A 13,723-nucleotide genomic window follows, 5' to 3' on the forward strand; every position below is an offset into this window, starting at 1 on the left:
ATTACAGGCAGGCGTTTAACCTTTTGGATAAAAAGTCTTACCCAGACTTTCGGGTTTTATCTTCTCAACCCAATATGTTTACTTGATTTTCTGGTTGCTTGAATGACTCGGCTTGCAGAATATTGGCAAAGCTGGATAGCAGCGTATCGCCAAAGCCTTTTGGTGCACGGGGATCAATCCTGGCACTGGTCACCACCCTGGGCTTGGCACTCCAGGCAATGTTGATTCCATGTTTTTCCAAAGCTTGTACCAGGGCTACGTCCTCATTATTTGCCAAGGGTAAAAAACCGCCTACCTTGCGATAAGCCTCTGCAGAGATTCCCAAGTTAGCGCCATGGATGTGGCGGTGGCCTTCCTGATCCTTGTAGTTCTGATTGAAATCCGATTTCATGGCATGAGCATGGCGGCCGAAGCCGGACCAGTCGCTAATCTGGATAGTGCCGCATACTGCCTCGCTGTTGAGGCCTAATTGGCTGACAATCCATCTCAGGTCTACGATCGTATCGGCATCAGTGAAGGCAAGCCACCTGGCTCCCTGTGCCAGGAGATACTCCGCGCCGACAGCTCTTGCCTGGCCTACGTTTTTGAATTCCTCTTTAAGAATTTTGACGGTAAATAAGTGACTGATGGATTCAGACTCATCTGAACAGGCATCCAGCACTACCACGATTTTTACCGTCTCGTTCTGAAGCCTGCCGTGCCTTGCCGCTTTGGTGATAGCGGCAAGGCAGGCATGCAGGTATTGCGCTTCATTATGGACAGGCACGACAATACCGATCATCTGATGCCCTCCCGTTGAGCTACGGACCGGGAATTGGTGCCGTAGATTTCCAGCAGAAAATCGTCTTCCTCATGCCTTGCCAGGACGTTCAATATACTGATGTCCTGGAATAATTGACTGATAAAGCTGGTAGAGACTGTTCTCTGTGAAAATGCAGGCTTCCAATGGCAGATTACAATTTGCCCTTCGGCCGATAAGCTTTTTATCACTTTGTTAACCACGACGCGTAAATCGACTTCAGGAAGAAAATACAAGACCTCGCTAAGCACGATCAAGTCGTAACTGTTGATATCGGGATCAGGCCAATCCTGCGGCAGGATATGCTTTGCTACTTTAATGTTGGTGAGCGCTACCAGGTTATGTTCAGCAATTTTTACGGCGCGTTGGCTGCTGTCGCTGATCGTGAGAAAGTCGCACCGGGCAGCAAGCTTCTTGCTTAGTTCGGCTACGCCTGCGCCTGGTTCATAGGCATTTTTGTAATGCCGGTTTGGCAAAGATGCCAACAATATGTCGATTTTTCTTTGTTCGTACCATCGGGATTTAAGCCCATAGGGGTCGTCACTTGCAGCATACAAGCCTTCAAAATCCTCTGAAGGCTGTGTGGAAGAATTTGTCATTGGCAACCTCGCAGAAAAATCTCATACGGATTGTAGAAATGCTCAAGGACATGAGTGGGCAGAATCGGGCCGGCTCCCGTGCTGGGATCAGGCTCCAATTGGCTGCGGAACGCATGGATGGCGGTTTTTTTTCTATGCCATATTTCGCGTGGAAAATTCAATTTGAGGGCTGCGCTTTGATCTATTAGTTTTTCATCTGGGCTGCATGCATGCCATCCCCAGATAGGCGCTTGAAGCAGGGATGCATCCAAATCATTCGCGACATGAAAGCATGCCCTGGCTACGGCTTCATGGTCAGGATGGCCGTCGTTTTGCCACGGGCAGACCACCACATCGTTGGGTGTCAGCCATTTCTCCAATACCGATTGAATGCAAGGTTCAGCCGCATTCAGGCAGCCGTCGGGAAGATTGGCCCGCACAATCTGGATGCGGCCGGAGTGAAGGATGGATAACGCAATTTCAGTTTCCCTGGCCCTGATGGCAGCAAGGCAGGAGGGTGACCAGGCAAGGGAGTCGGGATGGCTGGCTTCGCCGTTTGTCACGGCAATCAGCAGGCACTCCCTTTGCGATGCCGTAGCCAAGGCTAACAGTCCTCCCGCACAAAGGATTTCATCATCAGGATGAGGGGAAACGATTACTAGCCGCTTGCCCGGCGGAACCACACCTGCAAGCGTGACCGAAGGTATATTGTGCCGATTTGTCCAATCGCGCCAAGATCTTGCGGATGTCCCCCGGTTGATCTCGATCACATTTCCATTCAAAGCCGCCATGGGTCGTTCCCTTCTATTTTTTCTGATAAGGAGGCGAGATCTTTTTCAGCGTGGCTTTGCCTGAGGAAAACCGTTAAATCCGCATGCATGCGTGCAAATTCCGCATTCTTGCAAAATGCCGCCGCCCCCAACGCCTTGCCTGTATGGCTTAAGACTTTTTCACAAGCGGATTCGACTGCCAAACGGACGCGCAAGGCTTCAACGAAGAAATTTTTCTTTGGATTGCCGTCTATGGCATTGGCCGAATCCCGTAGCAAGGCCGCGGCAGCCGCCAACGCCACATCCACTTCTCCCAGATGCATTGATTTGAAGGGCGCATGCGTGCCATGGCTTTTATGCAATTGCGAATAAAGCGTCATACCGAGTTTTTTTGCCGCTCCATACCAACAAGCCGCTATGCCTCCGCCCCCATGCCAAAAGCCGGGACGGTTCAAATAAGCGGAAGGCGGGCCAACTTGATGGCCAACTGCGCCATTGAATTCAACATCGACGCTATTAGTTTCCTGCATGCCTAGCGCGTGCCAGCCCTTGCTTGTTATTTTGACGCCCGGCTGGTCGAGGTTCACAGCGATCAAGACTGGTTGGTTCTCGGCATTCTTTGCGGTAACAAGCGCGTGGGAGAGGATATTGGCCCCCGAACACCAGGATTTGGTACCGGTGATTTCAACGCTTTGCTTAAATCCTGCTGCATGCAATGTGGAGTCATGCCTATCCGAAAATCTGGCTTGCAGGCTGAGTTCAGGGCACTCGGCAGCCCATGCGCCCCATCGTGTATTGGCCGGAATAGGCTGTTGGGTAATTTCATGTAGTATGGCTACCGCATCCTGGTGGCTTTCATACAATTTTGCGGCGCTTAAATCTATTGCCGCCACTGCTGCCAGCATTTTCCAGCGTAGCAATGTGTTGCCATGGCCAGGCAGGGGGAGGGTAAGAGTATCGTTTTCAACAAGGCGGTTAAAAATTTCAGAGGCGCAAGCAACTGGAGTGCACTTGGATAAAATATCTTCCAACTCCCCTAATAATTGAGTCTCGAGTCGAGTTGATAAAATATTCAAACCAGTAGAAGGAGCATTCATTTTCAGGGCCAGTAAGCATTCTCATGGATGCTAGAGTCAAAATTGTCCATGCCCTATAAGACAATTTCGCATATTGATGTGGGAATCGGCTGAGTGAGAAATAATTCAAAATTATCTCAACGGTCGAAGGACATAGTCGCTGGAATAAATACGTAGGCCGTGAATCTTTATTTGTAATGAACTTCTGACAAAGTTACCAGAAAATTACGCATTCCATTTGTTTTGCCTTCTTCCCATCATAAGGCCTAAATCAACTCCATTTGAGCAGGGTCTTTCCGTCATTTGTTAAGCCAATTCTAGTATGAGTTCAGTAGGCTCATTCACACCTGCTATTGTCATTTCCCTGCCCAACGACTCAAGCAAGAAGCTACTCAAATTGTAAAAACAGAATTAAATTCTTACAAAAAATTCAGCTAATGCAGGATAAGCGCATCTCAACTCCCCTCATAAAATATGTTTGAAGAGGGCGTCAGGTTAACAGGTTAAGATAGTTAGTTTGATTTTACTGGTTTTCTCGCAGATTAATTTCCTAAATCTAGCACATCGGGAGGAGAAAATGAGACATCACTTTCACGCAATTGTTATCAGTATCATGTTGGCGAATTTGTTCTGGTTGATATGGAACGCTGGTGTGTATTGGATCGAGAAGCATCCTTGAGCGAGAGATGACGAAGTGAAGAGCCTTTATCATATGATTGCAATGTAGAAATTGCATAGAAGACAAAGTACGCGTCCTTGTTTCAAAGATATTCATCATATCGACAACTGTCGTCAGAAAAATATAAAGAAAAGGCTGTCACAATCGACAGCCTTTTATCACACTCCTGTTACAGATATCGCTCAGGAATAAATATTAACGCCGCGATTATCTTCCCAGTCCTTGGCAAAGCGTTGTGAGTCTTCATCGGTTCTGGAGCGCACTCCTACCAGGATGCCGCCTTCATTGACGCCTTCTTCATATTCTTTCAGGCGGTCTTCAGGAATTGCCCAGCCGACCAAAGCACCTACGATGCCAGCCGTTACGCCACCAGCCCCGGCACCGGCCACTGCAGCAGCAAGGGGCCCCGCAATCACGAGTCCCAAGCCTGGCAAAGCCAATACCGTTCCTGTAGCTGCGATCGCCGCGGCGATTGCTCCTGCCGATGCGCCAATAGCGCCGCCAATAGCTGCGCCTTCAGCAGATTTGTTGCCGACTTCTGTTTCCAGCGTGGTGTTTTTGCCATAAAAACGCTCACGTGTTTCTTCTGACATAACAACGTCAATTTCGTCAGCACGGTATCCCGCGTTGGTAGCACTCAAATAAGCGCGCTCTGCACTTTCCTGGTCTTTAAATAAGCCGGTTACTGTTCGTGTCATGATATCTCCTCAGGGGGTAATTATCAGAAAGCCTGATGGAGGCAGTATGAAACAATGCTTCAAAATTCAATGTAGGGGTATTAACTAAATCCATGTAGGAGTTCTGCAGGTCATCGGTAGGCTAAGCTATATAAGGTAAATCCAGGCATCAAAAATCTTTTTCCAATCAATTCATTGGAATAATTTCCTGAATGCGCTGTTCCGATAAGCCCAAGCTGGTTTCTCCCGCGTTGGTAATATTTAAACGGGCCGTACATGCAATGCAGGTTTAGAAGTAATTCAAGCCTAGCGCAGCTTTGACCTCATCTGTCGTCCTGGCGGCGACTTCTCGCGCCTGCTCGGTGCCTTCGCGCAGCAGTTGCAGAATATGGCCCTTGTCTTCTGCGAGTTCGGCACGGCGGGCGCGGATAGGCTCCAGCAGTTCTTGCAGCACGGCTTCCAGGCGTTTTTTCACAATGCTGTCAGCGAGGCCGCCGCGGGTGTAATGTTCTTTGAGTTCGGCCACGGCAGCCTTGTCGCTATCGAACGCATCCAGGTAGGTGAAGGCAATATTGCCTTCGACATGGCCGGGATCTTCGATGCGCAAGTGCAGGGGGTCGGTGTAGACCTTCTTGACCGCCTTGCTGACTTCATCTGCAGAGGCGCCGAGGTTGATAACGTTGCCCAGGGACTTGCTCATCTTGGCTTTGCCATCGATGCCGGGCAGGCGGCCGATTTCAGGCACCAGGGCCTTGGTTTCCACCAGGATTTCTTCTTTGGTATTCGGGTTTTTGTAAAGGCGGTTGAAGCGGCGCACGATTTCGTTGGTCTGTTCGATCATCGGAATCTGGTCTTCGCCCACCGGCACCAGGGTGGCTTTGAACGCGGTGATGTCGGCTGCCTGGCTGACAGGATAGGTGAGGAAACCCGCAGGAATGTCACGCTCAAAGTCACGCAGGCGGATTTCTTCCTTCACGGTCGGGTTGCGCTCCAAGCGCGCCACGGTGACCAGGTTGAGGTAGTAGAACGCCAGTTCGGTGAGCTCGGGCACTTGCGACTGGATGAAGATGGTCGAGAGTCTGGGGTCGATGCCGACAGCAAGGTAATCCAGCGCTACTTCGATGACGTTGCGGTGTACCTTGTCGATATCATCCATATTGTCGGTCAACGCCTGGGCATCGGCCAGCATGATGTACTGCTTGTACTCATGCTGGTAATGCACGCGGTTGCGCAGGCTGCCGACAAAATGACCGAGATGCAGGGGGCCGGTCGGTCGGTCGCCAGTGAGGATAATGGGTTTTGTGCTCATCTCTTGTTCTCTGTTTCTTCTGAGGTCAGGCAAGTCGGGGCAGTTATTCCCACTCAATCGTGGCAGGCGGCTTGCCGGAAATATCATAGACCACGCGGTTGATGCCGCGCACTTCGTTGATGATGCGGTTGGATACCTTGCCCAGCAGGTCATATGGCAGCTCAGCCCAATGCGCGGTCATGAAGTCGGTGGTGACCACGGCGCGCAGGGCAACCACATAGTCATAAGTGCGGCCATCGCCCATGACGCCTACGGACTTCACTGGCAGGAATACGGCAAATGCCTGCGAGGTCTTGTCGTACCAGGACTTGCCATCTGCGTCCTTGGTGTTGCGCAGTTCTTCGATGAAGATGTGGTCGGCCTTGCGCAACAGGTCTGCGTATTCACGCTTCACTTCGCCCAGGATACGCACGCCCAGGCCGGGACCGGGGAAGGGATGGCGGTAGACCATGTCATGCGGCAACCCGAGTGCAACACCGAGTTCACGAACCTCATCCTTGAACAGTTCGCGCAATGGTTCCAGCAATTGCAGTTTAAGCGTGTCTGGCAAGCCGCCTACATTGTGGTGGCTCTTGATGGTGTGCGCTTTCTTGGTCTTGGCGCCGGCAGATTCGATCACGTCTGGGTAGATGGTGCCCTGCGCCAGCCACTTGGCTTGCGCCAGCTTGGCAGATTCTGCCTGGAATACCTCAACAAACTCGCGGCCGATGATCTTACGTTTGGCTTCAGGGTCGGAAACGCCGACGAGATCGCCAAGGAATTTGGCACTGGCATCGACATGAATCACCTTGACGCCGAGGTTTTTGGCAAAGGTTTCCATCACCTGTTCGGCTTCGTTGAGGCGCAGTAGGCCGTTGTCGACAAAGACACAGGTGAGCTGGTCGCCAATGGCGCGATGGATCAAGGCTGCTGCTACGGAAGAGTCGACGCCGCCAGAGAGGCCAAGGATGACCTCGTCATTGCCGACTTCGTCGCGAATACGCTGGACGGCGGTTTCAACATAGTCAGGCATGTTCCAGCCGCGGTCACAGCCGCAGATTTCGTGCACAAAACGGCTGAGCAGGGCGGTGCCTTGCTTGGTGTGGGTTACTTCAGGATGGAACTGCACGGCATAGTAGCGGCGGCTTTCGTTAGCCATGCCCGCAATCGGGGTCGCGCTATTGCTGGCGATGATCTTGAAGCCTTCTGGCAGGGCAGTGACCTTGTCGCCATGGCTCATCCAGACATCCAACAGGCCGTGGCCTTGCCCGTTGCGCCTGTCCTCGATGTCCTTGAGCAGGGCAGAGTGTCCTTGCGCACGGATCTCGGCGTAACCGAATTCGCGCTTCGCTGCATTTTCCACCGAGCCGCCGAGCTGGGCTGCCATGGTCTGCATGCCGTAACAGATGCCCAAAACAGGCACGCCGAGCTCAAATACGCTTTGCGGTGCACGCGGGGTCTCGTCCTCATATACCGAGTTGGGGCCGCCGGAGAGGATCACGCCTACAGGCTGGAATTCGCGGATGAAGTCGTCCGTGACATCCCACGAGTGCAACTCGCAGTAAACATTGGCTTCACGCACGCGGCGTGCAATCAACTGGGTATATTGGGAGCCGAAATCAAGAATCAGAATTTTTTGTTGCATGTAAGCTCAAGCGCGTTGGGAATAGGTTGAAGGGGTAGCTAAGCCTCAATGGCGTTAGTCTGAAAGGTAATACTCTACCGTGGATACCACGCGGACTTTCTTGATATGCGCGGTGCCGGAGTCGCGGTTTTCTATGCTGAATGTGCCCTGGTTGGCACGCTTGATCTTGCCGAGCGTGCTGTCGGAATCCTTGGCAAACTTGTTGGCTGCTTCGCGTGCGTTCTTGGTGGCTTCTTCAATCATCGCAGGCTTGATTTCATTCAGCTTGCTGTAGATGAACTGGGTGTTATAGCTGTCACCCGCAATCGGGATGCCTTGTTGCCCCAGTTCAGCTACCTGGATCATGGTTTCACGCACTTTTTCCACCTGGCTGGAGTACACGGTGATAGTGGAGCTCGCGGTATAGCGGTATTTTGCATTGGCGCCAGCGTCCCCATATTCGCGTGCCTGTTTGTCCACCACCGATGGGGCGGAAACGCTGGCCTCGTTTTCCTTGAAGCCATTGCGCTGCAGGAATTCCAGCACACTGGCGTTCTTCTGCTGGATGTTCTGGTACAGCGCGCTGAGGTCGTTGTCCGCGATACTGAAGGTAATGGGCCAGATGGCGATATCGGCGGCGACTTCGCGCTCGGAGAGGCCCTTGACCTCTACCGTGCGTTCCAGCTTCTTGATTTCCAGCGCGCCATGGGAAAGTTGGTAGCCCAATGCGCCCAACCCGGCAAACAACAGCACGCCGAGGATGGTGAATGCCGGGATGGAAGAGGTTTTTTCTGTCGCCATGGCTGTTTGCCTAGTCTATGCGGTAGTTAGGGGCTTCTTTGGTAATCTGCACGTCATGCACGTGCGATTCGCGCATGCCAGCCGCAGTGATCTGCACAAACTCGGCACGCGTACGCATTTCCTCAATGGTGCTGCAACCGACATAACCCATGGAAGCACGCAGGCCGCCCATGAGTTGGTGGATCACGGCCAGTACGCTGCCCTTGTAGGGTACGCGGCCTTCAATGCCTTCAGGCACCAGTTTGTCTGCATTGCCATTGTTGTCCTGGAAGTAGCGGTCACTGGAGCCTTTTTCCATGGCACCGATGGAACCCATGCCACGATAGGACTTGTAGGAACGGCCCTGGAACAATTCAATTTCACCAGGTGCCTCCTCCGTCCCGGCAAACATGCCGCCCAGCATCACGGAGTATGCGCCTGCGGCGATTGCCTTGGAAATATCGCCCGAGAAGCGGATGCCGCCATCGGCGATGAAGGGGACGCCAGTGCCACGCAAGGCTTCTTCCACATTGCTCACCGCGCTGATTTGCGGCACGCCGACGCCGGCGACGATACGGGTGGTACAGATAGAACCGGGTCCGATGCCGACCTTGACGCCATCAGCACCTGCGTCCACCAATGCCTTGGCGGCGCTGGCGGTAGCGATGTTGCCGCCGATGACTTGCACTTGCGGGAAGTTCTTTTTCACCCAGTTGACACGGTCCAGCACCCCTTGCGAATGGCCATGAGCCGTGTCTACCACAATGACGTCCACGCCGGCTTCAGCCAGTGCAGCAACGCGTTCTTCCGTACCTTCACCCACGCCCACGGCCGCACCTGCCCGCAGGCGGCCCTTTTCATCCTTGCTGGCATAGGGGTGGTCGCTGGATTTCTGGATATCCTTGACGGTGATCAGGCCCTTGAGCTCGAAATCATCATTAATCACCAGCACGCGTTCCAGGCGGTGCTTGTGCAGCAATGCGGTGGCTTCTTCCAGGCTGGCGCCTTCACGCACGGTGACCAGGCGCTCGCGCGGGGTCATGATGTTGGAAATAGCCTGGTCGAGATTGGTCTCAAAACGCAGGTCGCGGTTGGTGACGATGCCGACCACCTTCTTGCCATCCACTACGGGTAAGCCGGAAATCTTGTGCTGGCGGGTCAACGCCAGTACATCGCGCACGGTGAGGTGCGGCTGGATGGTGACCGGATCATTGACCACGCCGGACTCGAAGCGCTTCACGCGTGAAACATGAGCTGCCTGGTCAGCGATGGTCATATTCTTGTGAATAATCCCCATGCCGCCTTCCTGGGCGAGGGCAATTGCCAATGGCGCTTCCGTCACGGTGTCCATGGCGGCAGAGATCAAGGGGATATTAAGGGTGATGGAACGGGTAAGTTTGGTGGCGAGGCTTACTTCGCGCGGCAGCACGTTGGAATGTGCGGGAACCAGTAGAACATCGTCGAAAGTAAGCGCTTGTTGCAACAGACGCATAAAATATCTTTCCGGCAAAAGGTAATTATACCGGGTAGCGCCCTGGCGGTAAATCTCCGTGACATTTTGCCGATAATAATTCAGTACAGGTTTTCAATTGACGGCAGTAATGAAGCCGCTTACTGTGTTGAACGCGATTTCTATGATTCGGGGGAGTTCATGAATATAGCTCGGTGGCTGACATTAGGCATGATGCTGGTATTGCCATGGATGGCCTATGCCCAGGTTTACAAGTGGAAAGACAATAACGGCGTGACGTTGTACTCAGACTCACCGCCTCCTGGCAATGTCCCTTATGAGCTGGTGGATAATGTCAGGTCTGTATCCAAGACAACGCCTGCGCCAAGCAATGTGGATTCGCAGGCCGTGCGCAATGCCGCAGCCTTGCGCCGCCAGAGCGAAGCCGAGCAGGAAAGGCGCAACGACGAAAAGCAGCGTGCAGAAGAAGAAGCCAGGAAAGCCAATTGCCAGAATGCCAGGGCAAACTACCAGAACTTCAAGGTCGGCGGACGTATTTACAAGATGACGCCTGAAGGCGAGCGCGAATACCTAGGCGATGAGGATATCCAGCGTGGGCTGGAGGAGGCTACCAGGGAAGTGCAGCAATACTGCACTGACACTGAGGATTAACGGGTTCTGACTGAAACCTGTGGCGGCAGCTTGCGGCCGCCTTTTTTAGGCGCGGCAGTTTGGCTTACGCGCTTGCGCCTTGCTTCCTTGGGATCTGCTTGCAATGGACGGTAAATCTCTACCCGGTCATGGGCTTGCAGCAAAGAATCTGCCCGCACAATTTCGCCAAAAACCCCCAATTTGCTCTGTTTGACATCCAGCCCAGGGAAGTGGTCTGCAATCCCTGATTGCAGTACAGCCTCAAGTGCCGTGGTGCCTGTGGGCACTTCAACTTTCAGGATCAGTTGCTTGTCTGGCAGGGCATAAGCCACTTCAACGGAAATCTTCGCTGTCATGGCGCTTGATCTGGGGTTTCCGCCTGTTTTACGAAAGCTTCGACAAAAGTATTGGCGATATGGCTGAATACCGGGGCGATGAGTTTTTCCAGCAGGATGCTGGAAAACTCGTATTGCAACCTGAACTGTACCTTGCAGGCATCCTCCGCCAGAGGCGTGAAGCGCCAGAATCCCTCGAGGTGCTTGAAAGGGCCGCTTTTCAGGCGGATTTCCATATCAGTAGGGAATACCTTGTGGTTTTCCGTGGTGAATTTCTGCTTTAATCCATGGTAGTCGATGTGGAGCGTGGCTTCAGTCACCGCCTCATCCTGGCGGTGCAGATCCACTCCGCCGCACCAGGGCAGGAATCGCGGGTAGGCTTCCACATTGTCCACCAGATTGAACATGCGTTTTGCAGAGTGTCCCACCAGGACTGTTTTTTCAACCTGTGCCATTCGTCTCGCGATCTAGAGTAAAATATCGATTTTAAGTCATATTCACCGGCTGCAAGCAAAAGCGGCGCAAATTGGCATGCAACAGGCCGATTTCAAGTTTGCTGGCGCCGGAGGATTGATCTCACCATTTAAGTATCACGCCACCATGAGTATCGCCCAGAACAAAAAAGCGTTTCACGATTATTTCATCGAAGAAAAATACGAAGCCGGTATTGTGCTTGAAGGCTGGGAGGTGAAGGCTATCCGTGAAAACCGCATCCAGCTCAAGGAAGCCTATGTCATCATCCAGCGTGGCGAGATTTACCTCATAGGCTGCCATGTTACACCCCTGGGCTCGGCTTCCACGCATGTGCGCCCAGATGCGATCCGTACCCGTAAGCTGTTGTTGCATTCCGAGCAAATTGCCAAGCTGATCGGCAAGGTGGAGCGTGCTGGCTATACCCTGGTGCCGCTGGACATGCATTACACCCGTGGACGCATCAAGGTGCAGATCGGCCTGGCCAAGGGCAAGAAGCAATATGACAAGCGGCAGAGTGAGAAGGAAAAAGACTGGAAGCGCGAGCAGAGCTCAATCATGAAGAAGTATGTTAAAACTCAAGCAGGTTCCTGAATTCCTTCTACTTTCAGAGTTATCTGACAATCATTATAGCGGTAGGCTGACAGCCTGCCGGTCCTGTTCTTGATAAGGTTGTGTTAATGCATTAACGCAGACTTTTATCAGGAACATGATAATGAATATTTTCGAGGCATTGCGCCAAAGCCATGAACGCCAGCGTGAAATTCTCGCGCAACTGGTTGAAACCAGTGGCGACACACCCGAGCGCAAGCAGCTATTCAAGCAAATCCAGGTTGAACTATGGGCGCATGAGACCGCAGAGGAGCGACATTTCTACCGCCCTATCATGCTTGATGACAATGGCATAGAGCCCTCCAGGCACGGGATTGCCGAGCATCACGAGATTGACGAAATCCTTGAAAAGCTCAAGGAGACTGAATTGTCTTCACCTGCATGGCTGGTTCATGCTAAAGAATTGCAGCAAAAGGTACTGCACCACTTGGAAGAAGAAGAACATAAATTCTTCCAGATGGCAGGGAAAATACTCAACCAGCGGGAAAAGCAGCGTCTTTCAAAGCAATATCTGAAAGATTACGAAGAGGCGCTTGCGCAATAATCCTCACGTTAGCGCTTGGTACGGCGATATTGCCAGGGCGGGACAGGGCTTGCATCCTGCCATAATCCCTGCTTGTCGCGCTTGGCCTGATATTCCGCCTGGGCGTAGCGTGAGCGGTCTTCAGGCTCCTGCTCTCGCTCATAATATTTATAGTGCCAGGCCATGCCTTTCTGGATCTGCTGCAGGTTGATATCCTGGCCGTTGTAGACCACCTTGCCCACAATCCGCCCGTAATCATCACGCTTGTTCCAGTCTACCGTCACATTCTTGCCATTGATCGCCCGGTTGAGTGCCACGCGAGCCTGCTTGCCATAAGCCTGGTTTCTTTCCGGCGCATCAATACCCAGTAGCCTGACCTTGTGCTGGGTATTGTTTGCCATGATGGTCAGCGAGTCACCATCGGCAATATGGATGACCTTGCCGGTGATCGTGTCTGCGTTGGCATTGAGCGTTAAGCCGAGATTGAGTAATGCAATGGCCAACAGGCAATAGAACGAAGGATATCGGAAGTATGAGGTGGATGTCGTCATCGTGATTGTATGTTCCAGGCTAGCAAAATTTTGATTTCCAAGATTATGCCTGCTCCATCCCTCACTTGGAAATTGATAGTGAGAGCCATATCCAGTCTGCCTGTATGGTACTGTGGGCAGGTGCTGTTTAAGTCCCGAGTTTCAGACAGGTTTTTTGTAAAAGCAGAAAATTACAGCCAATAATCAATTATTCATTGACATTCATAGAATAAGAACGTAAAACCTAATTAAGGTGTTTGAACTTTATTTTTTACAGAATTTGAATACAAACTTTTGGGGCGCCTTCCCACAAATGAATGAATGGAATAGTTATGGCAACAGGTATAGTAAAGTGGTTTAACGACAGCAAGGGTTTTGGTTTCATTACTCCAGATGCAGGTGGTAGTGATCTTTTTGCTCATTTCTCGGCTATTGTGAGCGAGGGTGGCTACAAGAGTTTGACTGAAAACCAACGTGTTAGCTTTGATGTGACTGATGGTCCTAAAGGCAAACAAGCTAGCAACATCAAGCCTGAGTAAGTTTTGATGTAATGCAATGAACCATTGAAATGCATGTGCATTTCACATGATGTTCATGAGAAGCCCGGCATGCCCGGGCTTTTTTATGGGCAAGAATAGCTCAACATTCTAAAATTTTGTAGTGCTTGTAACATTAAGAGCTAATCCCTAGTGCTGAGCTCATTTATCCGAGTAGTGAGAAGAAGGGGATTATGAAAGCTGACCTCGAATAATTATCAGCCTTGTAAGTTTTCTTCAATAGCAGTATTTAGCAGCATGCCTCTTCTGACAGAGATCTTTGCTGGTAGCTTCTGGATTATCGGCCATATGGCAGGCTACCCTTCACTTGCCAGGGAAAGGGA

General features: G+C 51.9%; 16 protein-coding genes. 4 read left to right on the forward strand and 12 right to left on the reverse strand.

All coding sequences use genetic code 11. The annotated features are described in order from the left end of the window. Positions 1-64 precede the first annotated feature (64 nt). From LG198_RS13895 to guaB, 9 genes are all read right to left on the reverse strand, one after another. On the reverse strand, positions 65-781 hold the full coding sequence (locus LG198_RS13895; RefSeq protein ID WP_230343773.1) for a glycosyltransferase: 717 nt from the start codon (positions 779-781) through the stop codon (positions 65-67). Then, positions 778-1,356, reverse strand: coding sequence for an SAM-dependent methyltransferase (locus LG198_RS13900; RefSeq protein ID WP_230343774.1), 579 nt, complete (start codon positions 1,354-1,356; stop codon positions 778-780). Before LG198_RS13900 ends, LG198_RS13895 begins: the two co-directional genes overlap by 4 nt. 38 nt (positions 1,357-1,394) lie before the next feature. After that, positions 1,395-2,147: a PIG-L deacetylase family protein gene (locus tag LG198_RS13905; RefSeq protein ID WP_230343775.1), complete on the reverse strand. Its 753-nt coding sequence runs from the start codon at positions 2,145-2,147 to the stop codon at positions 1,395-1,397. Between the two features lie 8 nt (positions 2,148-2,155). Beyond that, the gene (locus LG198_RS13910) at positions 2,156-3,244 is read right to left on the reverse strand and encodes an acyl-CoA dehydrogenase family protein (RefSeq protein ID WP_230343776.1); all 1,089 of its coding nucleotides are present in this window, start codon (positions 3,242-3,244) and stop codon (positions 2,156-2,158) included. Between the two features lie 840 nt (positions 3,245-4,084). Further along, the gene (locus tag LG198_RS13915; protein ID WP_230343777.1) at positions 4,085-4,600 is read right to left on the reverse strand and encodes a hypothetical protein; all 516 of its coding nucleotides are present in this window, start codon (positions 4,598-4,600) and stop codon (positions 4,085-4,087) included. Between the two features lie 268 nt (positions 4,601-4,868). Further along, positions 4,869-5,888, reverse strand: a complete 1,020-nt coding sequence (trpS, locus tag LG198_RS13920) for a tryptophan--tRNA ligase (RefSeq protein ID WP_230343778.1) — start codon at positions 5,886-5,888, stop codon at positions 4,869-4,871. Positions 5,889-5,931: 43 nt separating this feature from the next. Further along, positions 5,932-7,512, reverse strand: a complete 1,581-nt coding sequence (gene guaA / locus LG198_RS13925) for a glutamine-hydrolyzing GMP synthase (protein ID WP_230343779.1) — start codon at positions 7,510-7,512, stop codon at positions 5,932-5,934. Positions 7,513-7,566: 54 nt separating this feature from the next. Further along, the gene (locus LG198_RS13930) at positions 7,567-8,292 is read right to left on the reverse strand and encodes an SIMPL domain-containing protein (RefSeq protein ID WP_230343780.1); all 726 of its coding nucleotides are present in this window, start codon (positions 8,290-8,292) and stop codon (positions 7,567-7,569) included. Between the two features lie 10 nt (positions 8,293-8,302). Beyond that, entirely contained in the window at positions 8,303-9,763 is a 1,461-nt protein-coding gene (guaB, locus tag LG198_RS13935; protein ID WP_230343781.1) for an IMP dehydrogenase, read from the reverse strand. 159 nt (positions 9,764-9,922) lie between these two features. On the opposite strand from guaB, the gene LG198_RS13940 reads away from it, so the two are divergent. Next, complete coding sequence (locus tag LG198_RS13940) at positions 9,923-10,393, forward strand: DUF4124 domain-containing protein (RefSeq protein WP_230343782.1); 471 nt, start codon at positions 9,923-9,925, stop codon at positions 10,391-10,393. Here LG198_RS13940 and LG198_RS13945 read toward each other — a convergent pair. Together LG198_RS13945 and LG198_RS13950 are read right to left on the reverse strand one after the other, a co-directional pair. Next, on the reverse strand, positions 10,390-10,728 hold the full coding sequence (locus tag LG198_RS13945) for an RnfH family protein (protein WP_230343783.1): 339 nt from the start codon (positions 10,726-10,728) through the stop codon (positions 10,390-10,392). The two genes, LG198_RS13940 and LG198_RS13945, sit on opposite strands and share 4 nt — an antisense overlap. Then, on the reverse strand, positions 10,725-11,162 hold the full coding sequence (locus tag LG198_RS13950; RefSeq protein ID WP_230343784.1) for a type II toxin-antitoxin system RatA family toxin: 438 nt from the start codon (positions 11,160-11,162) through the stop codon (positions 10,725-10,727). The genes LG198_RS13945 and LG198_RS13950 overlap by 4 nt, the downstream gene beginning before the upstream one ends. A 145-nt stretch (positions 11,163-11,307) precedes the next feature. On the opposite strand from LG198_RS13950, the gene smpB reads away from it, so the two are divergent. Further along, positions 11,308-11,772 (forward strand): SsrA-binding protein SmpB, encoded by a 465-nt coding sequence (gene smpB, locus LG198_RS13955; protein ID WP_230343829.1) that lies wholly within the window; start codon positions 11,308-11,310, stop codon positions 11,770-11,772. 121 nt (positions 11,773-11,893) lie between these two features. Continuing rightward, positions 11,894-12,334 (forward strand): hemerythrin domain-containing protein, encoded by a 441-nt coding sequence (locus tag LG198_RS13960; protein WP_230343785.1) that lies wholly within the window; start codon positions 11,894-11,896, stop codon positions 12,332-12,334. 8 nt (positions 12,335-12,342) lie between these two features. On the opposite strand, the gene LG198_RS13965 is transcribed toward LG198_RS13960, so the two are convergent. Continuing rightward, a complete protein-coding gene (locus LG198_RS13965) occupies positions 12,343-12,864 on the reverse strand; it encodes a thermonuclease family protein (protein ID WP_230343786.1) in 522 nt (173 codons plus the stop codon). A 311-nt stretch (positions 12,865-13,175) separates the two neighbouring features. Here LG198_RS13965 and LG198_RS13970 point away from each other — a divergent pair, with 311 nt between their 5' ends. Beyond that, positions 13,176-13,382 carry a cold-shock protein gene (locus LG198_RS13970; RefSeq protein ID WP_230343787.1) on the forward strand — a complete coding sequence of 69 codons (207 nt, stop codon included), beginning with the start codon at positions 13,176-13,178 and terminating at the stop codon, positions 13,380-13,382. The last annotated feature ends 341 nt before the right edge of the window (positions 13,383-13,723 follow it).

Origin of the sequence: Methylobacillus arboreus, assembly GCF_020532725.1 — a bacterium.
Lineage (GTDB): Bacteria > Pseudomonadota > Gammaproteobacteria > Burkholderiales > Methylophilaceae > Methylobacillus > Methylobacillus arboreus.

Coding starts and splice junctions, on each gene's coding strand:
- LG198_RS13895 (WP_230343773.1), bottom strand. CDS start 781: ATGATCGGTATTGTCGTGCCTGTCCATAATGAAGCGCAATACCTGCAT.
- LG198_RS13910 (WP_230343776.1), bottom strand. CDS start 3,244: ATGAATGCTCCTTCTACTGGTTTGAATATTTTATCAACTCGACTCGAG.
- LG198_RS13915 (WP_230343777.1), bottom strand. CDS start 4,600: ATGACACGAACAGTAACCGGCTTATTTAAAGACCAGGAAAGTGCAGAG.
- trpS (WP_230343778.1), bottom strand. CDS start 5,888: ATGAGCACAAAACCCATTATCCTCACTGGCGACCGACCGACCGGCCCC.
- guaA (WP_230343779.1), bottom strand. CDS start 7,512: ATGCAACAAAAAATTCTGATTCTTGATTTCGGCTCCCAATATACCCAG.
- LG198_RS13930 (WP_230343780.1), bottom strand. CDS start 8,292: ATGGCGACAGAAAAAACCTCTTCCATCCCGGCATTCACCATCCTCGGC.
- guaB (WP_230343781.1), bottom strand. CDS start 9,763: ATGCGTCTGTTGCAACAAGCGCTTACTTTCGACGATGTTCTACTGGTT.
- LG198_RS13940 (WP_230343782.1), top strand. CDS start 9,923: ATGAATATAGCTCGGTGGCTGACATTAGGCATGATGCTGGTATTGCCA.
- LG198_RS13945 (WP_230343783.1), bottom strand. CDS start 10,728: ATGACAGCGAAGATTTCCGTTGAAGTGGCTTATGCCCTGCCAGACAAG.
- LG198_RS13950 (WP_230343784.1), bottom strand. CDS start 11,162: ATGGCACAGGTTGAAAAAACAGTCCTGGTGGGACACTCTGCAAAACGC.
- smpB (WP_230343829.1), top strand. CDS start 11,308: ATGAGTATCGCCCAGAACAAAAAAGCGTTTCACGATTATTTCATCGAA.
- LG198_RS13960 (WP_230343785.1), top strand. CDS start 11,894: ATGAATATTTTCGAGGCATTGCGCCAAAGCCATGAACGCCAGCGTGAA.
- LG198_RS13965 (WP_230343786.1), bottom strand. CDS start 12,864: ATGACGACATCCACCTCATACTTCCGATATCCTTCGTTCTATTGCCTG.
- LG198_RS13970 (WP_230343787.1), top strand. CDS start 13,176: ATGGCAACAGGTATAGTAAAGTGGTTTAACGACAGCAAGGGTTTTGGT.